We start from the raw sequence: 24,895 nt of genomic DNA on the forward strand, positions 1-24,895 counted from the left end.
GCCTGGAGCCGCGGTCAGTCATCCATTACATCGAAGGACCGCGGCCAAGATAGAGAATGGCAGGAGGGGAAGGCAGTAACGATCAGTGCATTACAAAAATCAGACTGCGTCCGGGCCGGTTTCGCCGGTGCGGATGCGGATCACCTGTTCGATACTGCGCACGAAGATCTTGCCGTCGCCGATCTTGCCGGTGCGCGCCGCCTTGATGATGGCATCCACTGCGCGCTCGGTCAGCGCATCGTCGATCACCAGTTCGACTTTCACCTTGGGCAGGAAATCGACCACGTATTCGGCGCCGCGGTACAGCTCGGTATGGCCTTTCTGGCGGCCGAAGCCTTTGACTTCAGTCACGGTCAGGCCGGTGACGCCAACTTCGGCGAGGGCTTCGCGCACCTCGTCCAGCTTGAAGGGTTTGATAACGGCGGTAATTTGCTTCATGACAACTCCTTTAGGCATTAAAACATAAATCTTTGCAGCGAGCGCACCCCAGGTGGGGACGGCGCTCAGCTCAGCTCAAGTGCAGGCGCAAGCTAGAAGAGTATATGAAAAACCCGGTTTGTCTATACGCCCAAATCAATAAGTGTATTTAAAAGACAGTCCATTGGGCCCTTCATCGTTCCCGGCAGACCTGCCGTCAGCCGGGAATATTGTCGAGGTCGTCCAGCCAGACGGTCGCTTCCGAATCGCTCGGCGCGCGCCAGTCGCCGCGCGGCGACAGCGAACCGCCGCTGCCCACTTTAGGTGCATTGGGCACGCAGGAGCGCTTGAACTGGCTGGTCCGGAAAAAGCGGTCGAGGAAAATCGCCAGGTTGCGCTTGATCGCAGCCAGGTCGTACTGGTTGCGCACCACCTTGGCGTCGTTCGGCCAGTTGCCGGCGGTCTTGTCTTGCCAGGCCGAGAGCGCCAGGAACGCGACTTTCGATGGCGCGAAGCCATAACGCAGGATGTAGTACAGGTTGAAGTCCTGCAATTCATACGGCCCGATGACGTTTTCCGTGATCTGCTCCGGCTTGCTGCCGGCCCCGGCCTTGCCGGGCACCAGTTCCGGGCTGATCTCGGTGCTCAGTACATTGAGCAGTACGTCGGAACCCTGGCCGCCGATGGCGCCGGTCTCGGCCACCCAGCGCACCAGGTGGCTGATCAGGGTCTTCGGCACGCTGGCGTTGACGTTGTAATGCGACATGTGGTCGCCCACGCCGTAGGTACACCAGCCCAGGGCCAGCTCGCTCAGGTCGCCGGTGCCGATGACAATGGCGTTGTTGAAATTGGCCAGCCGGAACAGATGGTTGGTGCGTTCGCCGGCCTGCACGTTTTCGAAAGTGATGTCGAACTGGTCCTGCCCCGCGGCGTAAGGATGGCCCAGGTCTTTCAGCATCTGCAGGCAGCTCGGGCGGATATCGATTTCCGCCGCAGTGGCGCCGACCACCTGCATCAGTTGCCGGGCCTGCAGCAGGGTGCGGTCGCTGGTGGCGAAACCCGGCATGGTGTAAGCCAGGATATTCGCCCGCGGCAGGTCCAGGCGGTCCATCGCCTTGGCGCAGACCAGCAAGGCGTGGGTCGAATCGAGTCCGCCCGAAACGCCGATCACCACCTTGGATATCTTGCTGGCGGACAGGCGCTGCACCAGCGCCTGCACCTGGATGTTATAGACCTCGGTGCAGCGTTCGTCGCGGCGTTTCGGATCGGCCGGGACATAGGGGAAACGCTCGACGCTGCGCGCCAGCGGCAAGGCCTGGTCCAAAGGCAGCGCCAGCTCGAAGCGGATCACCTCGAACCTGGCGACTTCGCCGGCATGGCGCCGCACCGACTGGCCGAAGGTAGTCTGGCGCATCCGCTCGCGCGACAAGCGCTCGAGGTCGACATCGGCAAATATGACGTGCGAATCGTCCAGGAAACGTTCGGACTCGGCCAGCAGTTCGCCGTTTTCGTAAATCAGGCCCTGGCCGTCCCAGGCCAGGTCGGTGGACGATTCGCCCTTGCCCGCCGAGGTATACAGATACGCCGACAGGCAGCGCGCGGACTGCTGCGCGACCAGCTGGTGGCGATACCCCGCCTTGCCCACCACTACATTGGAAGCGGACAGGTTGACCAGCACGCTGGCGCCGGCCAGCGCCGCGAACGACGACGGCGGAATCGGCACCCACACGTCTTCGCAAATCTCGACATGGAATTTCAGCAGCGGCAGGTTGCTGACCTCGAACAACAGCCCGGTGCCGAACGGGATGCTGGCGCCGAACAGTTCGACCTGGCTGGCCGCGGCGTTTTCAGCGGGGCTGAACTGGCGCATTTCGTAGAACTCGCCGTAGTTCGGCAGGTAGCTTTTCGGGACGATGCCCTGGATCCGGCCGCCGGCGATCACTACCGCGCAGTTGAACAGCTGGTGACCGACACGCAAAGGCAGGCCGACGATCATGGCCAGCGACAGCGTGGCTGAAGCTTCGACCACCGTCGCCAAAGCCGCTTCGCAGGCATCCAGCAAAGCGCGCTGGTGGAACAGGTCGTCGCAGGTGTAGGCGGACAAACCCAGCTCCGGAAACGCCACCAGCGCGGCGCCCTGCTGCTCGGCCTGCCGGGCCAGCGCGATGGTTTCGGCGGCGTTGAACGCCGGGTCGGCTATCCTGCACTTCGGGATGGCGACGGCGACGCGCGCGAAATCATGGGAGTAAAGGTTCAGAAATTTGTTGGTTGTCATCATTCTTCCTGCGCTCTGCTTGATTCGGCAATTATCGCATGCTAATGCCCTGCCCTTGGCAGCAGGCGGCAGAACGCCGGCGGCGGTGCTAAACTCGACGCTTTCGCCACCCACATTCACGGCTCGCCAAGTCCTTGATTAACAAGACAACAACCAAGACCAAAGCCAAAACGCAGGTCAAAACGCGCATCGTTTCATCCTTGAATGAGGTCGGCCAGGCGGCATGGGACGGACTGCTGGCCTTGCAGGCCGACGCCAATCCATTTCTGTCGTTCGCCTTCCTGCACGCCTTGCATGAAAGCGGCAGCGCTTCGGAAAAATCAGGCTGGCAGCCACAATACCTGACCCTGTGGGAAGAAAGCGGCGACCCGAGCTGCAACCCGCCGCAACTGATCGCGGCCCTGCCCCTGTACGTCAAATTCCATTCCTACGGTGAATACGTATTTGACTGGGCCTGGGCCGACGCCTACCAGCGCAACGGCCTGGAATACTATCCGAAACTGCTGTCGGCGATCCCGTTCACGCCGGTCACCGGCGGTCGCCTGCTGGCGCGCGACGAACAGGCGCGGGCGGCGCTGATCGAAGTGCTGCGATCGTTGCGCAAGGATACACAGACTTCGTCCACCCATATCCTTTACCCGCCTGCCGCACAAGCCGAGGCCCTGCAACAGGCCGGTTTCATGCTGCGCAGCGGCGTCCAGTTCCATTGGCTGAACCCGGGCTACCGCGATTTCACGGCGTTTCTGGATACGCTGGAACGCAAGAAGCGCAAGAACATCCTGGCCGAACGGCGCAAGGTGGCCGATGCCGGCGTGCGCCTGCGCCGGGTGCGCGGGACAGATGCGACCGAGGCTGACTGGATCTTCTTCAACCGCTGTTATGCGCAAACCTATGCCGAACACCATTCCACGCCTTACCTGAACCTGGATTTTTTTCTCCGGATAGCGACCAGCATGCCGCAGAATATCCTGCTGATCGTGGCCGAGCGCGACGGCCGGCCGATTGCCTCGTCGCTGCTGATCCATACTGACCAGACCTTGTACGGCCGCTACTGGGGCGCGCTCGAGTTCGTGCCCTGCCTGCATTTTGAAACTGCCTATTACCAGCCGCTGGAATTCTGCATCGAGCAAAAGATCGCCTGCTTTGAAGGCGGCGCCCAGGGCGAACACAAGATGGCGCGCGGCTTCCTGCCGCAAAAAACCTGGTCGGCGCACTGGCTGGCCCATCCCGCTTTCGCCGATGCAGTGGCGAATTTCCTGGAACGCGAAGCGGACGGCATCGATAGTTACATGGATGAATTGAACGACCGCAATCCGTTTCGATCGGCGTCGTCTTAGCAGGTCCTTGCAACATGGCCGGCAGTCATGCAGCCTGCCGGCACTTTACCGCCGCCGTTTTTTTGTCAGGAACACCAACGCTGCCGCAACTACCGATGCCGCGGCCAGGCCATACAGCCCACCCTGAATCGATCCGGTCTTTTGCTCCAGATAGCCAAAGGTTGCCGGCGCAACGAAACCGCCTAAATTCCCCAATGAATTGATCAGTGCGATAACGCCAGCCGCGATCCGGGCGTCCAGATAACCTTGGGGAATAGGCCAAAAAAGTGAAGAAGCCGCCTTGAATCCTATCGCTGCGAAGCAGATCGCCACAAACGCAAATACGGGCCCGCCCGTGGTTGACATGAACATCCCGCAGGCCGCGACAACCAGAGCTATCGCCACCCACATCTGTTGATGCTTGAAGCGTGCCGCCAGAGAGGCGAAAAGATACATTGCAACGATAGAGATCAGCCAGGGTATGGAGTTGAACAGGCCGATCTGGAAATCGCTGAAATGCCCCATCTTCTTGATGATGCTTGGAAGCCAGAACGTCGCTCCATAGATAGTCAGCTGGATCGCAAAATAGACGAAACAGAAAAGCGCGATGCGGCCATCTTTCAGCAACGAAAGTGAACTCACATGTTTTGGCCTGCTGGCTTCACGCTCTTTTTGTTCGGCGTCGATGATGTCTGCCAACACCTTTCGCTCGGAATCGGTCAGCCATTTTGCGTCACGCGGATGGGAGTCGAGCCTGAACCAGACTACCAGGCACAGGACAATCGATGTGAGGCCTTCGATAATAAACATCCATTGCCACCCGTGAAATCCTCCGCCTTCGATCTGCAGCAGTGCGCCGGACAAAGGGCCGGAAATCACGGAAGCCAAAGCCGACCCGCTGAGAAAAATCGCCATGGCTTTCCCGCGTTCGCTGTTCGGCAGCCACTGGGTAAAGTAATACACCACGCCTGGAAAGAAGCCGGCTTCTGCAACGCCCAACAGCAGTCGCATTACATAGAACGATGTTTCACCGGTAATGAATGCCATTCCCGTAGCCACGACTCCCCATGTGAACATGATGCGAGTCAGCCAGGCCTTGGCCCCGAAACGCTGCTGCAGGATGTTCGAAGGCACCTCGAATACCGCATAGGCCACAAAAAACAGGCCGGCTCCCAGCCCGAAGGCCGCCGCGCCTATGCCAATGTCTGTCTGCAAATGGGAACGGACGAAGCCGATATTGACGCGATCTATGTAGTTTGCGATAAACATGACGACGAACAAGGGCAATATCCGCCATTTCACTTTGCTGATCGCAACGTCCAGTTCGCTCCGGACGTTGCTGCCAGTTGCATCGTCGCCCTTGGCGCCCGCAGATAGAAGTGCACTCACCTTACTGTCTCCTTGAATTCGATTTGCCGGACCTGTTATATTTTTAGCGGACCGTGCAAGGCATTTTGTTATTGAAATAGATGTCTGTCATCGTACAAGTAAAAATATTAATCGACAAGATTCTTTTGAGAGCATTATCCAAAAAAAAATAGAGCGGTTCCGAGTCAACATGCTAACATTTATATCGAATCAGAGTATTGAGGTCCGGTTTTCAGCCCCACCCAACTATATCGAGAGGCATCCACCATGTTGTCTGTTGTCATACAATATGATCGTTTAATCGCATATTGATCACAGTGAGGCTGATGCTTGCTGTATCAGCCCCATCCAAATACCATTGTCGGCCACGGCATCCCTGCCATGCGCAAACATCCGTTCCGATCAGCTTCCTTTTAGCGGCCCGGCTTCACACAAAGAACCGCCATGCAACCCACTCATATCCTGTTAGCCCTGTTGACCGTCGCGATCTGGGGCATGAATTTTGTCGTGATCAAGATCGGCCTGGCGGGCTTGCCGCCGCTGCTGTTTTCGGCGCTGCGCTTCGTGTTTGCCGCGCTGCCGCTGGTGTTCTTCATCAAGCGGCCGGCGATTCCCTGGCGCTTCCTGATCGGCTTCGGCCTGTTCCAGTTCGCGCTGCAGTTTTCCTTGCTGTTCTCCGGCATGCAGCTGGGCATAGGCGCCGGCCTGGCGTCGCTGGTGATCCAGCTGCAGGCGTTTTTCACGATCGGCCTGGCGGTGCTGCTGCTGGGTGAACGGCCGCTGCTGACGCAATTGCTGGGAGCGCTGGTGGCGCTGGCAGGCATAGCCCTGGTCGCCACGCACCTGGAAGCGAAGGCCACCGTGATCGGCTTCCTGCTGGTGATCGGCGCCGGCCTGAGCTGGGCCAGCGCCAATATCGTCACCAAGAAAATCGGCAAGGTCAATCCGCTTGCGCTGATGGCCTGGGGTTCGCTGATGGCGGCGCCGCCGTTGCTGCTGGCTTCGGCCGTACTTGAAGGGCCTGCCGCCTGGCACAGCGCCTTTGCCCACTTCGGCTGGGCTTCGGTGGCGGCGGTGTTCTACCAGTCCTATCCGAACACCATCGTCGGCTACGGCATCTGGACCATCCTCATGCGCAAATATCCGGCCGCCACTGTAGCGCCGTTCTCGCTGCTGGTGCCGCTGGTGGGCATGCTGAGTGCCGCCGTTTTGCTGGGTGAATCGCTGCAGTGGTGGAAAATCGTCGCCGGCGTGCTGGTGCTGGGCGGCCTTGCCTTGAACCAGTTCGGCGGGCGCCTGCTGCCGGCGCTGAAGAGCACGCCGTGAGGCGCTTCAGGTAGAAGGCTTCAAGCCCTGCTCTACCGCTTCCAGGAACAGCCTGACCTTGGACGACAGGTAACGGTTCGGCAGGTAGATGCCGTACAGGCGGCGGCGCGGCAGCGGCGCATATTGCGGCAGCAGCTTGATCAGTTTCTTTTGCGCCAGGTCGGCCCCTATCATGTAGTCCGGCAGCAAGCCTATGCCCATCCCGCGCAGCACGCACTCGCGCAGCCAGACGCTGTTGTTGCAGTTGATGTGCGGGTCTATCCTGATTTCATGGCGCTGCCCCTGCTTGCCGCCGAGCTCCTCGAACTGCCACACATCCCTGGCCGACATCACGTTGTCGGCCAGGCAGTCGTAGGCCGGCAATTCAGCCAGCGTCTGCGGCTGGCGGCGGGTGGCGAAATATTCGGCGCTGCCGACCACGCTCCAGTCGATCTGGTGCAGCAGGCGCGCATGCACATTTTCCGGCGGCGTGGTGGCGATGCGCAATGCCACGTCGATGCCGCGCTCGGCCAGGTCGAAGAACAGATCAGACAGCGTCAGCTCCAGTTCGATCTCCGGATGCTGCCGCATGAAATCGCAGACGATATCCGGCAGCCGCACATTGGCGAAATTGGCCGGCGCCGTCACCCGCAAGATCCCTTGCGGCGAATCCTGGCGGCGCAGCACCTCCTGCTCCGCTTCCGCCACATCCGACAAGATGGTCTTGCAGCGCCGGTAAAACACCTCGCCGGCTTCGGTCAGGCTCAGGCTGCGCGTAGTCCGCTGCAGCAGGCGCACCCGCAGTTCGCTCTCGAGCGCGCTGATCTGCTTGCTGATGTGCGAGTTCGACACTTCCAGCCGCGCCGCCGCAATCGAAAAACTGCCGTGGTCCGCCACCGCGGCGAACGCCACCATTCTTTGCAAATCGATCATATTTTTTATAGGGAAACAATGATTTTATAAAATCCACTTTAATCATCATACAGAAACAATAGACTTGCTTCATCCTTCCCTTACGGAGCAATTCCACATGCAACCCACCGACATCTTGCTGGCGCTACTGACCGTTTCTATCTGGGGCTTCAATTTCGTCGCGATCAAGATCGGCCTGCAAGGTTTGCCGCCCATCCTGTTTTGCGCCTTGCGCTTCATCTTTGCCGCGCTACCGCTGGTGTTCTTCATCAAGCGGCCGGCGATTCCGTGGCGCATGCTGATCGCCTATGGCGGCTTGCAGTTCGCCGGCCAGTTTTCCTTGCTGTTCTACGGCATGAAGCTGGGATTCGCGCCGGGCCTGGCGTCGCTGGTGATGCAGTTGCAGGTTTTCTTTACTGTCGGCCTGGCGGTGTTCATCCTCGGAGAACGCCCGCGCACCGCGCAGGTTTGCGGCGCCCTGATTGCCTTTGCCGGCATGGGCCTGGTGGCCGCGCACCTGGATGGCGCCGCCACTGTCATCGGTTTCTTGCTGGTAGTAGCCGCCGGCCTCAGCTGGGCCGCCGCCAATATCGTCACCAAGCAGATCGGCAAGGTCAATCCGCTGGCGCTGGTGGCCTGGGGTGCGCTGCTGGCCGTGCCCGGCTTGCTGCTGGCCTCGCTGCTGATCGAAGGTCCAGCCGCCTGGCAGGACGCGGCCAGCCGCGTCAACTGGATCTCGGCCGGCGCCGTACTGTTCCAGTCCTATCCCACCACCATCCTCGGTTTCGCCATCTGGTCGACCCTGATGCGCAAATACCCGGCCGCCACCGTCGCCCCATTTTCGCTGCTGGTGCCGGTGGCTGGCATGCTGAGCGCCAGCCTGGTATTGGGCGAGGCGCTGCAGCCGTGGAAAATCATGGCCGGGCTGCTGGTGCTGTGCGGCTTGCTGCTGAACCAGTTCGGCGGGCGCCTGATGCTGCTGGTGAAAGCGGCGCGGCAATAAAAAAAGCGCACCGTAGTGCGCTTTTCACAAACCCGGGGCAGATTACGCCGCGACAGATTTTTTGTAAGACTCGACGCCAGACAGGATTTCCTTGCGCGCCTCGTCCGGACCGAACCAGCCGTCGATCTTGACCCATTTGCCCTTTTCCAGGTCCTTGTAGTGCTCGAAGAAATGCTGGATCTGCTTCAGGCGCAGTTCATTCATGTCTTCCGGCTTTTGCCAGTGGGTGTAGATGCTCAGCACCTTGTCCACCGGCACCGCCAGCAGCTTGGCGTCCTGGCCGGCTTCGTCCGACATCTTCAGGACGCCGATCGGGCGGCAGCGCACCACCACGCCAGGGAACAGCGGGAACGGGGTGATCACCAGCACGTCGACCGGATCGCCGTCGTCCGACAAGGTTTGCGGAATATAGCCGTAATTACAAGGGTAATGCATGGCAGTACCCATGAAGCGGTCAACAAAAATCGCGCCGGATTCCTTGTCGACTTCGTACTTGATCGGATCGGCATTCATCGGGATCTCGATGATGACGTTGAAATCGTTTGGCAAATCGCGCCCGGCCGATACTTGATTCAGACTCATGGTGTGCTCTCGTCAATAATTAAAAATGCGCTACAAAAACCTTCTCAGCCCGAAATTATAACGGCTCAAAGCCCTATCGTGCGATGCAACATCGACTTAGTTGCCGCCTTAGTTGCCACAACGACAGCTATTTACCCTAATGAATAACCATAAGGCAACGATCTTGCATATATTCCTGTTTTGACTTATATTTCAGTAATTACTGAAAATTCAAAACATCATGACCCCTCCCAACGCCACCCCACCCGCAAACAGCCCGCTTACGCCCCTGACGCCGCTGACCCAGCGCTTCATCTCGCATTTCGGCGAAATGGGCAGCCGCTGGGGCATCAACCGCACCGTCGGCCAGATCTACGCCCTGCTGTATGTGCTGGGCCAGCCGCTGAACGCCGACCAGATCGCCGACTACCTGAGTTTTTCGCGCTCCAATGTCAGCATGGGCCTGAAAGAACTGCAGTCCTGGCGCCTGGTCAAGCTGCTGCACCAGCCGGGCGACCGCCGCGAATACTTCGAGCCGCCCAAGGATATCTGGGACATTTTCAAGACCCTGCTGGAGGAACGGCGCCGGCGCGAGATCGAGCCGACCTTGTCGATGCTGCGCGACGCCTTGCTGGAAAACCCGGCCAACGACACCGACAAACAGGCGCAACAGCGGATGCGCGAGATGTACAATCTGATCGAACTGTCCAGTTCCTGGTTCGACGATGTGCAACGCCTGTCGCCGGAAACCCTGGCGTCGCTGATGAAGATGGGTTCCAAGGTCAAGAAACTGCTGGATGTGCGCGACAAGTTCCGCGTCGGCTCCGGCGGCAGCAAGAGCCACCACGATCACCCTGATGTGCAGCTGACGGTTCAGCTAAAGGAATAGACGCATGCAGTCTTTCTCCGCAAAAAAAAGATTCACCCGGCTGCCGCTGGCAGTCGAAATCACCCTGATCCTGATCGTCAAGATCGCCCTGCTGACGCTGCTCTGGAAAGCCTTCTTCTCTGAGCCGCAAACCAAGAAGATGCGCATGCCGACCGACCTGGTCGAGCAGCATTTCCTGAGCCAGCCGCCTGCCGCATCCGTATCGCCCTCTTCCTCACCTTCCCACCCTTCCCCTCCGGAGACCCGCCAATGATCCCTATTGATGAAGTCGTCGCCCTGTCCCGCCTGCAGTTTGCAGCGACCGCGATGTTCCATTTCCTGTTCGTGCCGCTCACGCTCGGGCTGGCCTGGATCCTAGTCATCATGGAGTCGGTGTATGTGATGACCGGCAGTCCCATCTATAAAGACATGACGCGTTTCTGGGGCAAGCTGTTCGGCATCAACTTCGCCATGGGGATCGCCACCGGCATCACGCTGGAATTCCAGTTCGGCACCAACTGGTCCTACTACTCGCACTATGTCGGCGACATCTTCGGCACGCCGCTGGCGATCGAGGGCATGATGGCCTTTTTCCTCGAATCGACGTTCGTCGGCCTGTTCTTCTTCGGCTGGGACCGCCTGTCGCGGGTGCAGCATCTGCTGATCACTTTCCTGGTGGCGCTGGGCTCGAGCCTGTCGGCGCTGTGGATCCTGATCGCCAACGGCTGGATGAACAACCCGGTCGGCGCCGAGTTCAACTATGAAACCATGCGCATGGAGCTGACCAGCATCGTCGACGTCATCTTCAATCCGGTAGCCCAGGTCAAGTTCGTCCATACGCTGTCGGCCGGTTATGTCGCGGCGTCGATGTTCGTGCTTGGCATCTCCGCCTACTACCTGCTGAAAGGACGCGACACCGCGTTTGCGCTGCGTTCGTTTGCGATTGCCGCCGGTTTCGGCCTGGCCTCGACCTTGTCGGTGATCGTGCTCGGCGACGAATCCGGTTATACCGCCGGCGAAGTCAACAAGGTCAAGATGGCGGCGATGGAAGCCGAATGGCATACCGAACCGGCGCCGGCCGGCATCACCGTGTTCGGCTGGCCCAACGAGAAGGAGCAGCGCACCGATTTCGCGTTTAAGATTCCTTACGTGCTGGGCCTGATCGGCACCCGTTCGGTGGACAAGCAGATCACCGGCATCCACGACCTGAAAAAAGAACACGAAGTACGGATCCGCAACGGCATGCTGGCGTATGCCGCCCTGACCCGCCTCAAGGGCGGCGATAAATCGCCGGAAGCGATTGCCGATTTCGACAAGCTGAAACAAGATCTCGGCTACGGCTTGCTGCTGAAGAAATACACGCCGAAGGTGGTCGACGCCACGCCTGAGCAGATCGCCATGGCGGTCAACGACACCTTCCCAAAAATCGCGCCGATGTTCTGGTCGTTCCGGCTGATGGTCGGCCTCGGCATCCTGTTCCTGTTCATCTTCTCCTGCTCGTTCTACTTTCTGATCCGCAAGAAACTGGCGGAACAGCGCTGGCTGCTGCGCCTGGCGGTGTACAGCATCCCGCTGCCGTGGGTGGCGATCGAACTGGGCTGGCTGCTGGCCGAATACGGCCGCCAGCCGTGGACCATCTCCGGCGTGCTGCCGACCCATCTGTCGGCCTCGACCCTGCAACCCGGCAACCTCTACTTCAGCCTGGCAGGTTTCCTCGGTTTCTATGGCTTCCTGTTCATCATTGAAATGATACTGATGGTGAAATACGCGCGCCGCGGCCCGAGCAGCCTGCATACCGGCAAGTACCACTGGGAACGCCTGGAAACACCAGCCGCCGCCCACGACTCTACCGCCAAGGCATAAGGAGAAACCGCCATGTTCGACTATGAAACCTTAAAGATCATCTGGTGGGGCTTTGTCGGCGTGCTGCTGATCGGCTTCGCCCTCACCGACGGCTTCGACTTCGGGGTCGGCATGATGCTGCCCTTCATTGGCAAGACCGATGGCGAACGCCGGGTCGTCATCAATTCCATAGGCAGCACCTGGGAAGGCAACCAGACCTGGTTCATCACCGCCGGCGGCGCCATTTTCGCGGCCTGGCCGCTGGTGTACGGCGCGGCGTTCTCGGGCTTCTACGTAGCCCTGATGCTGCTGCTGTTCTCGCTGTTCTTCCGCCCGGTCGGCTTCGACTACCGCAGCAAGGTGGCCGATACGCGCTGGCGCAATGCCTGGGACTGGGGCCTGTTCGCCGGCGGCTTCGTGCCGCCGCTGATCTTCGGCGTGGCCTTTGGCAACCTGTTCCTCGGCGTGCCCTTCCACTACGACGACACCATGCGGGTGGAATATACCGGCAACTTCTTCCAGCTGCTCAATCCGTTCGGCCTGCTGGCCGGATTGCTGAGCGTAGCCATGCTGCTGATGCATGGCGCGGCCTACCTGCAAGTCAAGACCGACGACGTGATCGCACAGCGCGCCCGCGGCGTCGCTAAAATCGCCGGCCTGGTTACCGCCGCGCTGTTCGTCGCCGGCGGCTTCTGGGTCGCCTACGGCATCCACGGCTATCGCATCAGCGCCATGCCGGACATGAATACCGCCTTCATGCCGACCGCCAAAACCGTGACCACGGTCGCCGGCGCCTGGTTCGACAACTATGCGCACTGGCCGGCGATCTGGGCCCTGCCGATTGTGGCGGTGGCGGCAGCTTTGCTGTGCACGGCATTCAGCAGCGCCAACAAGGCCATGGCGGCATTCCTTTCCAGCGGGGTCAGCGTCACCGCGGTGATCCTGACCGCCGGCGCATCGCTGTTCCCGTTCATCATGCCGTCCTCGCTCGATCCCAACAGCAGCCTCACCATCTGGGATGCGGTATCGAGCCACAAGACGCTGGGGATCATGTTCTGGGTAGTGGTCATCATGCTGCCGATCATCATGCTCTACACCACCTGGGTGTACCGGGTCATGCGCGGCAAGGTCACCCTCAAGCATATCGAAGACAACGAGCACACCGCTTACTGACAGGACAAGGGAGAAACTTATGTGGTATTTCGCATGGATATTGGGAGTCGGCCTGGCGCTGGCGTTCGGCATCATCAACGTCATGTGGCTGGAAGCCAACTACGCCTTCGGCAGCCGCGATGAAGAAACCACGCGCGAGCGATTTGAAAGCGCGGCGGCCGAGCACGAAGCCAGGGCGCGCAAGAAATGAACGGCGCAGCGCTTGCCGTGGTGCCGAGCGCGGCTTGCCGCACGCTGTTGCCCGGCCATGATTTTGTCGACGCTTACCAGGTCCGGGCCGATATGCCGGGTCTGGACGCGCGCCAGGCCGCCAACGCCATCATCAAGCATCCGCCCGGCTGGATAAAACGGCTGGTGGCGACACGCAACCGGGTGGTCAGGCTGTTTCAATTGAAAACGGTTGAGATGGGTGTGGATGACCCCGGCGCGCCGCAGCCCACGCTAGGCGGTTTTCCTGTGGTCGCGCAATCGCCGCAGGAAGTGGTGCTGGGCTTCGACGACAGACACCTGGATTTCAGGGTCAGTGTGACGGTTGCGCCAGGCGGCGTCGCCGGTACGCTGGTCACAGTCAGCACCGTGGTCAAGACCAATAATCTCCTGGGACGCACTTACCTGGCCACGATCATGCCTTTCCACCGGCTCATAGTCCGCCACTTGCTGGAAAACGCCAGGTTCGGCCAGGTCAGCTAGCGGCCTCAGCCTCACATCCGGTTTCAGCTGCCGTTGCCGCCTCGTCCGCGCCGTCGCCGGCGCTGATGGCGAGCGCCACCTGTTCCAGCTTGGTCACCGCCACATTCAGCGAATCGTTGATCTGCGCCTTGGCGTGCTCGGGCATGGTTTCCGCTATCTGCGCCAAAGCCCCTGCCAGGTCGATTACCGCCAGCGTCAGGTCGGCAATCAGGTCGCGCTCGTTTATCATCAGTCAAGGTCCAGTATCATACGGGGACGGCATTATTACATTACACGGCCGGATGCAAAACCGCTGTGCAATAAAAAACTTCATTCCTGCTGGAAGCTGAATCTTGAATCATCGAACAACACACACATCGCTGGCCTTGTTTTGCAAAGTCGTCGATAACTACGGCGACATCGGCATCTGCTGGCGCCTGGCGCGGCAGCTGGACCAGGAACATGGCATCGCCGTCACCTTGTGGGTGGACGACTTGGCCAGTTTCCAGCGGATCTGCCCGCAAGTCGCCGTCGATCGCGAACTGCAGCAGATCGGCGCCGTAACCGTGCGCCACTGGTCCGGCCAGGATGGCGTGTTTACGGCCGCCGATGTGGCCGACATCGTGATCGAATTTTTCGCCTGCGACATACCGCCAGCCTATATTGCGGCGATGGCGGAACGCGCGCCGCGCCCGGTGTGGCTGAACCTGGAAGGGCTCAGTGCAGAAGCCTGGGTGGAAGGCTGCCATGCGCTGCCCTCGCCGCAATCGCGGTCCTTGATCAAATATTTTTTCTTCCCCGGCTTCACCAACAAGACCGGCGGCCTGCTGCTCGAATCCGGCCTGCTGCAGCAGCGCCAGGCATTTCAACAGGATCCGGCTGCGATGGCGGCCTTTCTCAGGCAGTTTGACGTGACGCCGGCAGAGGCGGCATCCCTGAAAGTTTCCCTGTTCTGCTATCCGCAAGCGCCGACGCCGGCTTTGTTCGCGGCATGGAAAAACAGCCGCGAAGCGATGACCTGCCTGGTGCCGGAAGGCGTCGCCGTCGACGCCGTCGAAGCATTTCTCGGGCAGGCCGCGCAAGCCGGAGCCAGCGCAACCCGCGGCGCATTGACCGTGCGGGTGCTGCCCTTCATTCCTCAGCCGGACTACGACAAGCTGCTATGGGCCTGCGACCTCAATTTCGTGCGGGGCGAGGATTCCTTCGTGCGCGCCCAGTGGGCCGGCAAGCCTTTCGTCTGGCACATCTACCCGCAGGACGAGGACTTGCATCACGTTAAATTGAACGCATTTTTGCAAAATTATGCGGGCACAACGGAGAACCTGGCCGAATTTTCCCTAAGCTGGAACGAAGCCGCAAAAAAAACCGCGGACTGGGCCGCGCTATGGGCGTCACTTGCAGCCGACATGCCAAAAATTGCCATCATGGCCATGGATTGGCAGCAGCAAATGTTGGCAAATGGCGACTTGGCCAGCAATTTACTGAAGTTTGCCGAAACAGTTAGGTAAGAGGCATGGAAAAATAGGTTAAAATATACGGCTAATTTTTGACGCATTTTAAAAATTCAATCATACGTGGGCTTGCGGCGTTTTTTGCCAGTAGGCTACAGATGATTCTTAAGTAACCTACTTTTTACGTATATTCGCTATGAAACCTGCAAAAGAAATTCGTGTTGGCAACATCATCATGGTCGACAGCAAGCCTATGATCGTCTTGCGTTCTGACGTCAACGGTTCGAGCCGCACGGGCTTCACCTACAAGTGGAAACTGAAGAACCTGCTGACCAACGCCCCGATGGAAAACGTTTTCCGCGGCGACGACAAGTTCGACGTGGTCGTACTCGACAAGAAACCGGTGACTTATTCGTACTTCGCCGATCCGCTGTTCGTGTTCATGGACACCGACTACGAACAGTATGAAATCGAAGCAGAAAACCTGGGCGACGCCCTGCACTACCTGAAAGACGGCATGGAATGCGAAGCCGTGTTTTATGACGGCAAAGCAATCTCGGTCGAACTGCCGACCACAATCCAGCGCCAGGTTATTTACTCGGAGCCGGCAGTCAAGGGCAACACTTCGGGCAACGTCCTGAAAGAAGCCAAGATCGAAAACGCTATCGAAGCGAACCAGCACATCGTCATGGTGCCGCTGTTCGTCAGCTCCGACGACATGATCGAAATCGACACACGCACCAACGAGTTCAAGAAGCGCGCTTAATACTCCCGCTTTCAAAAAAAAACGCTGCCGATTCCTCGGCAGCGTTTTTTTTCGCCCGCCCCATGTCAAGCGGGCCGCTACTTATTGACTCAGGGTCTCGCCCAGCCTCTTGTTGTTGAAGCCGAAGCTGGCGATCACCGCCAAACTAGCCAGCGCCAGCGCGCCGCCCAGCCACAGGGTAGACGGGATGCCGAGCGAATCGACCACCACGCCGCCGGTGGACGAGCCCACCGCGATCGCTACCTGCACGATGCTGACAAATAGCGCGGAGCCGGCTTCCGGCAAATCAGGCGACGACAGTTGCAGCCAGATGCTGGCGCACAGCGGGATGGCGCCGAACGCCACGCCCCAGGCCAACACCATCGTCACCACGCCTGCTTGCGATGCATGCAGCAGCGGCAACGCCAGCAAAGCCACCATCAGGATCGCCACCATGGAAAACAGCGACAGCTGCAGATTGCGGGAGACGGTGGTCGAGATCGCAAAATTCGAAACGAAACCGACGAAGCCGAAGCCCAGCAATACCGAAGTAATCGCCGGCAGGCTGAATCCTGCGCTTTGCACCAGGAACGGCGTGACATAGGTGTAGGCGGAAAAGTGCGCGCCGAACACCAGCGCCACCATCAGCAGGCTTTTACGGATAGTCGCCCGGCCCAGCAACGCGCCCAGGTCGCTAAAACGTATCGCCGCTTTCGACGGCAGCGAAGGCAGCAGCAGCGCTTGCGCCGCCAGCGCCACGGCAGCCAGGACGCCGGTGGCGATGAACGATGCGCGCCAGGAAGCCAGGGTGCTGATGAAGGTTCCGAGCGGCACCCCGATCACCGTGGCGAAGGTGACGCCGGTCAGTATCATGGCGGTCGCCTTGGCGGCGTGCTCTTCCCGCACCAGCCGCGCCGAAGTCGCCAGCGCCAGCGTCCAGAACCCGCCCAGCGCCGCGCCCAGCAGGGCCCGTCCCAGCAGCATCGTGCCAAAGCCGGGAGCCATCGCCGATATCAGGTTGGACGCCAGCAGCAGCACCGACAGCATCAGCAAGATCAGGCGGCGGTTGATGCGCCCTGCTCCCAGCATCAGCCCCGGCGCCGAAATGGCCGCAATCACACCCGGCGTGGTCACCATCAAACCGGCGGTGCCGGGCGAAACGCCAAGGTCGCGCGCGATTTGCGGCAGCAGCCCGACCGGCAGGAATTCAGTGGTGACAAACGCAAACGCGCCGATCGCCACTGCTACCACTGACATCCAGGAACGCAAAGGCGATGCCGCCTTACTGACATGCACGGGCAGGTCGAGAAGACTGTCGTTTTGCGCGCTGATCGCCGCCATATTTTTTTCCATGTGAAACTCCTGTTCTTTACGCCTGATAGAAATAACCAAAATCAATAAAAATGCAGCCGGTACTGACCAACCGCGCCGGCTGCCTTGCATCAGGTTTGCGGCAATCCACCTCGCCGCGATTAAACTGTAGTATTTTTTAATACAGTTTAGAATGTAAAAATAGGATCAAAATCGATCCCTTACTCAATTAACCGCATCAATTAACTGTATATGATTTTTATACAGTTAATTATAAAAAAAACCACTATACCTCAGTCTTGTCGGCGATCTTATTGACCAACTCGGACAATTTTCTTTCCCGCAGGATCTCCAGCAAAGCACCCTCGACTTCCGACACCACCGGATCCAGCACCATGTCCATGCCGCAGCTGACCGGACAGCACAGGTCTTTCGAGCGCGTATTGTGCTTCAGCACCGGCCCTTCCTCCACCGCCTGGTAGATCTCCGCCAGGTTGATGTCCGACGCCGGCCGCGCCAGCTGCACGCCGCCGCCCTTGCCTTCCTTGGTCAGCACCAGCCTGGCCTTGCTCAGCTTGCGCAGCAGTTCACGCACAAAAACGGGATTGGTGTTGACGCTCGTGGCAATGGCGGTGGAAGGTAAAAACACTTCCCCGCCCCTGGTCGCGTACTCGACGCTGACTAAAATGTGTGCCGCCACGGCAAATCGACTCGACTTCATACTGTAATCTTATTCGATACAGATACTATGCGTCAAGTAATTTTGTTACATAAGCTTATGCGGGGCGGAAATGAACACCGAGGCAGTGTCACAATGAGCGAACTGCCACAAAATAGATAATGGAGAGCGAATGCCAAAATATCTCGAAAGGGCCGCCGTAATACAGCTGGAGGATTTACCGAATATCGGCAAGGCTGGCGCTGCCGACCTGCGCCGCATCGGCATTCAGAGTCCAAGTCAATTGGTCGGCCAATCGCCGCTGCAGATGTACGACGCTCTGTGCGTCAAGACCGGCGCCCGGCATGATCCGTGCGTGATCGACGTGTTCATGTCGGCGGTGCGCTACATGGAAGGCGCCGAACCGCTGCCGTGGTGGTCATACACGGCAGAGCGTAAGCGTCTGCTCAAGTCAGGCTAACTACGCCTGTTCGGTCTTGGCCAGCATATTAAAAATGCTGGAAAAATCCAGCCCGCCGGCGCCGCTCTTGCTGTGGATATCGTACAGGTTGCGCGCCAGCGCGCCAAGCGGCACGCTGCTGCCGGTGGACAGCGAATTTTCCACTGCCAACCCGAGGTCCTTGAGCATCAGGTCGACGCCGAAGCCGCCGGCGTAGCCCTTGGATGCCGGCGCATTTTCCATCACCCCCGGACACGGGTTGTACACTTCCAGCGCCCAGTTGCGGCCCGAACTTTTCGCCATGATTTCCGACAGCACCTTGGGATCCATGCCGTTCGCCATGCCCAGCCGGATCGCCTCGCAGCTGCCGATCATCAGGATCCCCAGCAGCATGTTGTTGCACACCTTGACGGTCTGGCCGCTGCCGTTGTCGCCGGCGTGGAAGATCGCCTTGCCCATTTTTTCCAGGTAAGGCTTGGCCAGGGCAAAGCCGTCGTCGGAGCCGCCGACCATGAAGGTCAGCGTGCCGGCTGCCGCGCCGCCGGTGCCGCCCGAGACCGGCGCGTCGAGCATGGTGAAGCCCTTGTCGCGCGCCGCGGCCGCCACCTTGCGCGCAGCGTCGGGAGCGATGGTCGAGCAGTCGATCAGCAATGTGCCCGGCGCCACTTGCGCCAGGATGCCGTTGGGGCCAAGGTAGGCGGCCTCAACGTGGCGGCTGGCCGGCAGCATCGTGATGACGATCTTGGCCGCCGCCACTGCCGCCGGCAAATCGCTGCCGGTGCTGCCGCCGCCGGCGACAAACTTGTCGACGGTGGCCGCCAGCAGGTCATGGCCGCTGACCTTGCAGCCGGCTTTCACCAGGTTCAGCGCCATCGGCAAACCCATATTGCCGAGGCCGATAAAAACGATGTCGCTACTCATGTCAAACTCTCCTGTGACTTGTTAGGCTGCGTGCGATCACTTCATGGAAATCGTCGTATTGATCTCGCCGCCGTCCGCATCCGGCGCAAACCAGCGCGCGGTCACGGTCTTGGTCTGGGTCCAGAACTGCACCGCCTGCTTGCCGTTGGGGCCTAGGTCACCCAACTTGGAAGCGCGCGAACCTGTGAAGCTGAAGTAAGCCACCGGCACGGGAATCGGCACATTGATACCGACCTGGCCGACATCGATTTCGTTCTGGAACTTGCGCGCGGACCAGCCCGATGAAGTGAAGATCGAGGTGCCATTGCCGTTCGGGTTGGCGTTGATGAAGGCAATCGCTTCATCCAGCGTCTCCAGTTCTACCACGCACATGGCCGGCCCAAAGATCTCTTGCGTATAGATATCCATCTCGGCGGTCACGCCGGAAAAAATGGTCGGGCCGACAAAATTGCCGTCGGGGTAACCCGCCACCTGGCAGTTGCGGCCATCCAGCAGCAGTTGCGCGCCCTGCTCCACGCCCGATCCGATCAGCCGTTCGGTGCGCGCCTTGGCGGCTTTCGACACCATCGGCCCGAGGTCGGCCTTACGGTCGCTGCCCGGTCCGATCTTCAGGCCGCGCGAACGCTCGACGATTTCCGGCAGCCAGGAACGCGCCTTGCCCACCAGCAGCACCATCGAATTCGCCATGCAGCGCTGGCCGGCGGCGCCGAAGGCCGCGCCCAGCAGGTTGTTGATGGCCTGGTCCTTGTTGGCGTCGGGCAGCACGATGCAGTGGTTCTTGGCGCCCATCATGCATTGCGCGCGCTTGCCGGCTTCGCTGGAGCGGCGATAGATATGGGTGCCGACGCTGGTCGAGCCGATGAAGGAAATCGCCTTGATGTCAGGATGGTCGCACAGCATGTTGGCCACTTCCGGTCCGCCGTGCACCACATTCAATACGCCCGGCGGCAAGCCGGCCTGCTGCGCCAGTTCGACCAGGAACAGCGAAGAAGAAGGATCCTGTTCGGACGGTTTCAGGATAAAGGTATTGCCGCAGGCAACCGCCACCGGGAACATGAAGCACGGCAGCATCACCGGGAAATTGAATGCCGTGATGCCGGCGCCCACGCCCAGCGGCTGGTTGATGGTGTAGACGTCGACGCCGGTGGCGGCATTCTCGGCCAGCTCGCCCAGCTGCAGCGAGGTGATGGAACAGGCGTGCTCGACCACTTCCAGGCCGCGCATCACTTCACCTTCGGCATCCGGCAGGGTCTTGCCGTGCTCGCGCGTAATCAGCTCGGCCAGCGGCGCGATGTTTTCGCGCAGCAGCTGCTGGAACTTGAGCATGATGCGCATGCGCTGCGCCAGCGAAGTGTTGCGCCAGCTGGCGAAGGCTTGCTTGGCGTTGGCTACCGCGTGGTCGACTTCGGCCTTGGTGGCGAACGGTACGCGCGCCACCACTTCCTGGGTCGCCGGATTGAGGACATCGCGCCATTCGGTGCTGGTCGACTGCACGGTCTTGCCGCCGACATATAGGGGGATATTAGGGATATTGGTAGACATGATGGCTTCCTCGAACAATTAAAAATGAACGGTGCCGGCGCCGCGGCGCACAGCACCCTGCGGGTATTACTTGACCAACGGACAGGACGCGTCCATCGGTTTGAAAGCCTGCTGCGCCGGGATGGTCGACAGCAGCTTGAGATAATCCCAAGGCGCTTTCGATTCGGCCGGCGTTTTTACCTGGTACAGATACATGTCATGGATCACGCGGCCATCCGGACGGATGGAAGCATTGCGCATGACGGCGTCATGGATAGGGATCTCGCGCATTTTCTGAGTCACGATTTTCCAGTCGTGCGATTTGGTTGCGGCCGCCGCCTTCAGGTAGTGGTAGACGCTGGAATAGACGCCGGCGTGCACCATGGTCGGCTTGTTGCCTTTATAGAGCGTTTCGAAACGCTTGGAGAAAGCGCGCGTATCGTTGTCGAAATCCCAGTAGAAACCGTCGGTGTAGACCAGGCCCTGGGCGTCGTTCAGGCCCAGCGCATGTACATCCGACAAGAACACCAGCAAAGCCGCCAGGCGCTGGTTCTTGGCGCCGATGCCGAACGAGCGCGCCTGCTTGATCGCATTCACCGTATCCTGGCCGCCGTTGGCCAGGCCGATCACCTGCGCCTTCGAACTTTGCGCCTGCAGCAGGAAGGACGACAGGTCGCTGGCGTTGAGCGGATGGCGGATCGATCCGACCACGGTGCCGCCGAGCCGCTTGACGACATCGCCGGCATCTTTTTCCAGCGACTGGCCGAAGGCGTAGTCGACGGTGACGAAGTACCAGGATTTCTGCCCCATCTTGGTCAATGCGGCGGCGGCGCCGGCTGCCTGCGAGTAGGTATCGAACATCCAGTGGAAACCGTTGGGCGCGCATTCGGCATTGGTCAGCACGCCGGTCGCCGGGCCGCTGTACATGGCGATGCCGCCCTTGTCGCGGATCAGGCGCTGCACTGCCAGCGCCACCGAGGAATTGGTGAGATCGGCGATGGCGTCGACCTTGTCGCGGTCTATCCATTCGCGCGCCTTGGAAGCGCCGATATCGGCCTTGTTCTGGTGATCCGCGGTCAGCAGTTCGATTTTCATGCCCTTGCACTCGGCCTTCAGGCAATCCTCGATCGCCATCTTGGCCGCCACTACCGAGCCCGGTCCGCCCATCGCCGAATACGGGCCAGACATGTCGGTCAGGATGCCGACCTTGTAGACGTCGCCTTCCTGGGCCAGCGCCTGGCTCCCGGTCAGCAAGCCCATCAATGAAAAAATCACGGCCGAACTACGTAGCAGCAGCTTGTTGCGCATGAGGTCTCCTGTTTTTTAGTCCGGGCTGCCATGGCGGCGCCCGGACTGATTTTTATGAATTTCTATATACACATTCTGCATGTGCATTATTATTGGAACAATAGACAATAATTCACAATAGCTTTGCATTTATGCAAAGCATGGAGATATGGGTGAAATCGACGAATGCCATGCTGGACTGGGATAACCTGCGCGTCTTCCTGGAGCTGACGCGCAGCCAGGGCCTGGTGGAAGCGGCAAAGAAACTCGGCATCGATCACTCGACCGTGTCGCGCCGCATGCGCCGTTTCGAGGAACAGGTCGGCAGCCAGCTGTTCGAGCGCAATAACCAGGGTTACACGCTGACTGCGGAAGGCCACCGGCTGATCGAATATGCGGAACGGGTGGAGAGTACGGTGTACGCCGCCGCGGAAGAACTGAGCGGCCACAACCGCCTGCTGTCGGGCCAGGTCCGGCTCGGCGCCACCGAAGGTTTCGGCACCTTCGTGCTGGCGCCGCACCTGGCCCATTTCTGCGCGCGGCATCCGCACATCACGGTCGACCTGCTGCCGGTGCCGCGTTTCGTCAACCTGTCCAAGCGCGAAGCCGACATCGGCGTCACCATCGAACGTCCGCAAAGCGGCAATTACGTGGTCACCAAGCTGACCGACTACCTGCTCAAGCTGTACGCCACCCGCTCCTACCTGGAGACGCATGCGCCGATCAAGACCTTGCAGGACTTAAATCATCACGCTTTCATCGGCTACGTCGACGACCTGGTGTTCAGCGAAGAACTTCGCTACAAGGACAATGTGGCGCCGGCCGCCTTCCGCGCCTTCCGCAGCACCAGCGTGATTGCCCAGTACACGGCGGCGCGCAGCGGCCAGGGGCTGGCGATCCTGCCCTGCTTCCTGGCGCAGCAAAGCGACGACCTGGTGCCGGTGCTGGACGGCCAGGCCGACATCCAGCGCGCATTCTGGCTGGTGGCCGCCACCGAAACCCGCAATGTGGCGCGGGTAGCCGCGCTATGGCGTTACCTGCGGGAAGTGATCGAACCCAACCGGCCGTTCCTGATGGGAGAGTCGCGGCAGATGGTCTACTCGGATGCGATTGTCCCGGCCTGAACTCAGGACTCGTTGATTTCCACCGCGATGCCGTCCTGCTGCACCGTGATCGCACCGGGTTCGAAGGTCTTGCCGTTCAGGCGCAACTCTTCGCTGCGGAAGGTATAGATAGGATAATTGTTCAGCACCTGCTGCGCCACCACCGCGCCGATCTGGCTCAGTTGCGGCTTGTATTGGGCAGGCACGTTGCCGAAGTCGATATTGTCGACAGTAGGATTGTCGAGCTGGACGGCGCGCGTTGCCCGGTCGTACTTCAAGCCACTGCTGAGGGTGATCGCGCCATTCAGCGTTCCTGCCAGCAGCAGCGGACTGACGACGCTGACATTCACCTGCGTCAGCACGCGGTTTTGCGCCGGGTTGAGCGTCAGGTGCGGATTCTTCAGGCCGACATTGAACACTTCCGCATAACGCAGCTGCTGCGGAAACTTGCTTTCGATCGCGGTCTGCAGCTGCTGTTGCGAAAACGTGTATTCGTTGGACCAGATGTTGTAGCCGGCCCAGGCGCCGGCCGCAACCGCCGTCGCGCCCAGGGCCAGCATGGTCTTCACCAGTGTGCGTCGTATTGTATGCATTGTTTCCCGTGGCTTGCGGCCCGCCGCAACTATAGTTACCACAGGCCATCAATTTTTGTATTGCTCAAGCTCGTAGTATAGATGGATTTCTTCCGCGCCCATTTCCCTGGCGCGCGGCAGTGCGAAACAATCCGCTAGCCAGCCCTCCGTTCATGTTCCAGCAAGGCGAAACTGTATTCATCCGACCAGGCGCCCTTGAAGAAGATATTCTCCCGATAATGGCCCTCGCGCCGGAATCCCTGTTTTTCAAGGAGCCGCACCACGCTGTCATTGCGCGCATCCACGGTGGCGACGATCCGGTGTTTCTTGCAATCGTTGAATAACACGTCGATGACCCTGGACAAGGCTTCCGTCGCATAACCCTGGCGCTGGCAAGTGGAATCGAAAGTCACGCCGATCTCGGCTTGCCGGCCGCCGTCGAAGAAATACACCGCCACGTCTCCCGCCAGCACCGCATCCTCCTTGCGTTCCACTGCAATCTGAAACCAGGTGTCGTCGGTATCGAATGCCAGCTCATGCTGCTGTTCAAAAAAAGCTGCCGCATCTTCGGCGGAAAAAGACGACCAGCTCTGGTGGCGGGCCACTTCGGGTTTATTGCGATAATCTGAAAATATCGGCAGGTCGCGCTGGGTGAACCTTCTTAGCATCAATCTCTCGGTGGTCAGCGGGAATATTTCCATAGATAAGTTACGTCCTTAATCAGTGATTCAAGATTATTTGATTTTTAATAAACCGTATCGTGGACAGGTTTAATCCGAAGGGCCTTTGGTCACCGCTTCAATCCTGTGCCCGTCCGGGTCGATCAAAAAAGCGGCATAGTAATTTTCCTCGTATTCAGGACGCAGGCCGGGCGCGCCATTGTCGCTGCCGCCCACAAGCAATGCAGCGCGATGGAAGGCATCGACGGCAGCGCGGGACGGCGCCGCAAACGCCAGGTGAAAGCCTGGCCCGGGCGGCGCTGCGTCCGGACGCAGTTTCAGGCAAAGCAAGTCTTCGCCATCCGTCAGGCCGTACCCGACCGCGGTGGCATCCTCGAATACTCGGCGCAGGCCAAGCGCGCCGAGCGCTGCGTCGTAAAACGCGCCTGACAGGGAAAGATCGCGGACGCCGAGCGAGATATGATGAATCATGGATGC

Annotated in this window: 27 protein-coding genes; 13 read left to right on the forward strand and 14 right to left on the reverse strand. The window is 59.8% G+C overall.

The window, feature by feature from the left end:
* Positions 1-99: 99 nt before the first annotated feature.
* Both JWQ61_RS07150 and JWQ61_RS07155 read right to left on the reverse strand, forming a co-directional pair.
* Positions 100-438, reverse strand: a complete 339-nt coding sequence (locus JWQ61_RS07150) for a P-II family nitrogen regulator (protein ID WP_120235337.1) — start codon at positions 436-438, stop codon at positions 100-102.
* Positions 439-634: 196 nt separating this feature from the next.
* Positions 635-2,695, reverse strand: coding sequence for an NAD(+) synthase (locus JWQ61_RS07155; RefSeq protein WP_304359917.1), 2,061 nt, complete (start codon positions 2,693-2,695; stop codon positions 635-637).
* 131 nt (positions 2,696-2,826) lie between these two features.
* Here JWQ61_RS07155 and JWQ61_RS07160 point away from each other — a divergent pair, with 131 nt between their 5' ends.
* The gene (locus JWQ61_RS07160; protein ID WP_304359918.1) at positions 2,827-4,029 is read left to right on the forward strand and encodes a GNAT family N-acetyltransferase; all 1,203 of its coding nucleotides are present in this window, start codon (positions 2,827-2,829) and stop codon (positions 4,027-4,029) included.
* 45 nt (positions 4,030-4,074) lie between these two features.
* On the opposite strand, the gene JWQ61_RS07165 is transcribed toward JWQ61_RS07160, so the two are convergent.
* Positions 4,075-5,331 carry an MFS transporter gene (locus JWQ61_RS07165; protein ID WP_304359942.1) on the reverse strand — a complete coding sequence of 419 codons (1,257 nt, stop codon included), beginning with the start codon at positions 5,329-5,331 and terminating at the stop codon, positions 4,075-4,077.
* Between the two features lie 489 nt (positions 5,332-5,820).
* Here JWQ61_RS07165 and JWQ61_RS07170 point away from each other — a divergent pair, with 489 nt between their 5' ends.
* Positions 5,821-6,702, forward strand: coding sequence for an EamA family transporter (locus tag JWQ61_RS07170; protein WP_304359919.1), 882 nt, complete (start codon positions 5,821-5,823; stop codon positions 6,700-6,702).
* 6 nt (positions 6,703-6,708) lie between these two features.
* Here the strand turns inward: JWQ61_RS07170 and JWQ61_RS07175 are convergent, their stop codons facing one another.
* On the reverse strand, positions 6,709-7,614 hold the full coding sequence (locus JWQ61_RS07175; protein WP_304359920.1) for a LysR family transcriptional regulator: 906 nt from the start codon (positions 7,612-7,614) through the stop codon (positions 6,709-6,711).
* Between the two features lie 97 nt (positions 7,615-7,711).
* On the opposite strand from JWQ61_RS07175, the gene JWQ61_RS07180 reads away from it, so the two are divergent.
* Complete coding sequence (locus JWQ61_RS07180; protein ID WP_304359921.1) at positions 7,712-8,596, forward strand: EamA family transporter; 885 nt, start codon at positions 7,712-7,714, stop codon at positions 8,594-8,596.
* A gap of 42 nt (positions 8,597-8,638) precedes the next feature.
* Here JWQ61_RS07180 and ppa read toward each other — a convergent pair whose 3' ends face one another.
* Complete coding sequence (gene ppa / locus JWQ61_RS07185; protein WP_014006739.1) at positions 8,639-9,178, reverse strand: inorganic diphosphatase; 540 nt, start codon at positions 9,176-9,178, stop codon at positions 8,639-8,641.
* A 220-nt stretch (positions 9,179-9,398) separates the two neighbouring features.
* Between ppa and JWQ61_RS07190 the strand changes: the two genes are divergently transcribed.
* The 6 genes from JWQ61_RS07190 to JWQ61_RS07215 are packed head-to-tail and all read left to right on the forward strand — an operon-like array spanning position 9,399 to position 13,730.
* Complete coding sequence (locus tag JWQ61_RS07190; protein ID WP_304359922.1) at positions 9,399-10,046, forward strand: GbsR/MarR family transcriptional regulator; 648 nt, start codon at positions 9,399-9,401, stop codon at positions 10,044-10,046.
* 4 nt (positions 10,047-10,050) lie between these two features.
* Positions 10,051-10,299 carry a cytochrome oxidase putative small subunit CydP gene (gene cydP / locus JWQ61_RS07195; RefSeq protein WP_120235328.1) on the forward strand — a complete coding sequence of 83 codons (249 nt, stop codon included), beginning with the start codon at positions 10,051-10,053 and terminating at the stop codon, positions 10,297-10,299.
* Complete coding sequence (locus tag JWQ61_RS07200) at positions 10,296-11,888, forward strand: cytochrome ubiquinol oxidase subunit I (RefSeq protein ID WP_304359923.1); 1,593 nt, start codon at positions 10,296-10,298, stop codon at positions 11,886-11,888. The genes cydP and JWQ61_RS07200 overlap by 4 nt, the downstream gene beginning before the upstream one ends.
* 12 nt (positions 11,889-11,900) lie before the next feature.
* Positions 11,901-13,040 (forward strand): cytochrome d ubiquinol oxidase subunit II, encoded by a 1,140-nt coding sequence (gene cydB / locus JWQ61_RS07205; protein ID WP_304359924.1) that lies wholly within the window; start codon positions 11,901-11,903, stop codon positions 13,038-13,040.
* Positions 13,041-13,059: 19 nt separating this feature from the next.
* Positions 13,060-13,230: a cytochrome bd-I oxidase subunit CydX gene (gene cydX, locus JWQ61_RS07210; RefSeq protein ID WP_092356464.1), complete on the forward strand. Its 171-nt coding sequence runs from the start codon at positions 13,060-13,062 to the stop codon at positions 13,228-13,230.
* Positions 13,227-13,730 (forward strand): DUF2867 domain-containing protein, encoded by a 504-nt coding sequence (locus tag JWQ61_RS07215; protein ID WP_304359925.1) that lies wholly within the window; start codon positions 13,227-13,229, stop codon positions 13,728-13,730. Before cydX ends, JWQ61_RS07215 begins: the two co-directional genes overlap by 4 nt.
* On the opposite strand, the gene JWQ61_RS07220 is transcribed toward JWQ61_RS07215, so the two are convergent.
* Positions 13,723-13,959 carry a hypothetical protein gene (locus tag JWQ61_RS07220; RefSeq protein ID WP_304359926.1) on the reverse strand — a complete coding sequence of 79 codons (237 nt, stop codon included), beginning with the start codon at positions 13,957-13,959 and terminating at the stop codon, positions 13,723-13,725. The two genes, JWQ61_RS07215 and JWQ61_RS07220, sit on opposite strands and share 8 nt — an antisense overlap.
* A gap of 103 nt (positions 13,960-14,062) precedes the next feature.
* On the opposite strand from JWQ61_RS07220, the gene earP reads away from it, so the two are divergent.
* Positions 14,063-15,217, forward strand: coding sequence for an elongation factor P maturation arginine rhamnosyltransferase EarP (gene earP, locus JWQ61_RS07225; RefSeq protein ID WP_304359927.1), 1,155 nt, complete (start codon positions 14,063-14,065; stop codon positions 15,215-15,217).
* A gap of 139 nt (positions 15,218-15,356) precedes the next feature.
* The gene (locus JWQ61_RS07230) at positions 15,357-15,926 is read left to right on the forward strand and encodes an elongation factor P (RefSeq protein ID WP_304359928.1); all 570 of its coding nucleotides are present in this window, start codon (positions 15,357-15,359) and stop codon (positions 15,924-15,926) included.
* A gap of 81 nt (positions 15,927-16,007) precedes the next feature.
* On the opposite strand, the gene JWQ61_RS07235 is transcribed toward JWQ61_RS07230, so the two are convergent.
* On the reverse strand, positions 16,008-17,258 hold the full coding sequence (locus JWQ61_RS07235) for an MFS transporter (protein ID WP_304359929.1): 1,251 nt from the start codon (positions 17,256-17,258) through the stop codon (positions 16,008-16,010).
* 244 nt (positions 17,259-17,502) lie between these two features.
* Positions 17,503-17,937, reverse strand: coding sequence for an Rrf2 family transcriptional regulator (locus JWQ61_RS07240; RefSeq protein ID WP_120235315.1), 435 nt, complete (start codon positions 17,935-17,937; stop codon positions 17,503-17,505).
* Between the two features lie 130 nt (positions 17,938-18,067).
* Here JWQ61_RS07240 and JWQ61_RS07245 point away from each other — a divergent pair, with 130 nt between their 5' ends.
* The gene (locus JWQ61_RS07245) at positions 18,068-18,355 is read left to right on the forward strand and encodes a helix-hairpin-helix domain-containing protein (RefSeq protein WP_304359930.1); all 288 of its coding nucleotides are present in this window, start codon (positions 18,068-18,070) and stop codon (positions 18,353-18,355) included.
* Here the strand turns inward: JWQ61_RS07245 and mmsB are convergent, their stop codons facing one another.
* The 3 genes from mmsB to JWQ61_RS07260 form a co-directional block, all read right to left on the reverse strand.
* A complete protein-coding gene (gene mmsB / locus JWQ61_RS07250) occupies positions 18,356-19,255 on the reverse strand; it encodes a 3-hydroxyisobutyrate dehydrogenase (protein WP_304359931.1) in 900 nt (299 codons plus the stop codon).
* A 36-nt stretch (positions 19,256-19,291) separates the two neighbouring features.
* Positions 19,292-20,797, reverse strand: coding sequence for a CoA-acylating methylmalonate-semialdehyde dehydrogenase (locus tag JWQ61_RS07255; RefSeq protein WP_304359932.1), 1,506 nt, complete (start codon positions 20,795-20,797; stop codon positions 19,292-19,294).
* A gap of 66 nt (positions 20,798-20,863) precedes the next feature.
* Complete coding sequence (locus JWQ61_RS07260) at positions 20,864-22,036, reverse strand: ABC transporter substrate-binding protein (protein ID WP_304359943.1); 1,173 nt, start codon at positions 22,034-22,036, stop codon at positions 20,864-20,866.
* Between the two features lie 218 nt (positions 22,037-22,254).
* Here JWQ61_RS07260 and JWQ61_RS07265 point away from each other — a divergent pair, with 218 nt between their 5' ends.
* Positions 22,255-23,187, forward strand: coding sequence for a LysR family transcriptional regulator (locus JWQ61_RS07265; protein ID WP_120237708.1), 933 nt, complete (start codon positions 22,255-22,257; stop codon positions 23,185-23,187).
* Positions 23,188-23,189: 2 nt separating this feature from the next.
* On the opposite strand, the gene JWQ61_RS07270 is transcribed toward JWQ61_RS07265, so the two are convergent.
* The 3 genes from JWQ61_RS07270 to JWQ61_RS07280 form a co-directional block, all read right to left on the reverse strand.
* Entirely contained in the window at positions 23,190-23,759 is a 570-nt protein-coding gene (locus tag JWQ61_RS07270; RefSeq protein ID WP_304359933.1) for a DUF1439 domain-containing protein, read from the reverse strand.
* Positions 23,760-23,893: 134 nt separating this feature from the next.
* The gene (locus tag JWQ61_RS07275) at positions 23,894-24,439 is read right to left on the reverse strand and encodes a GNAT family N-acetyltransferase (RefSeq protein WP_304359934.1); all 546 of its coding nucleotides are present in this window, start codon (positions 24,437-24,439) and stop codon (positions 23,894-23,896) included.
* A gap of 69 nt (positions 24,440-24,508) precedes the next feature.
* Positions 24,509-24,889, reverse strand: coding sequence for a VOC family protein (locus JWQ61_RS07280; RefSeq protein WP_304359935.1), 381 nt, complete (start codon positions 24,887-24,889; stop codon positions 24,509-24,511).
* Between the last annotated feature and the right edge of the window lie 6 nt (positions 24,890-24,895).

The organism is Collimonas fungivorans (genome assembly GCF_028292705.1).
In the GTDB taxonomy this organism is placed as follows: domain Bacteria; phylum Pseudomonadota; class Gammaproteobacteria; order Burkholderiales; family Burkholderiaceae_D; genus Collimonas; species Collimonas fungivorans_B.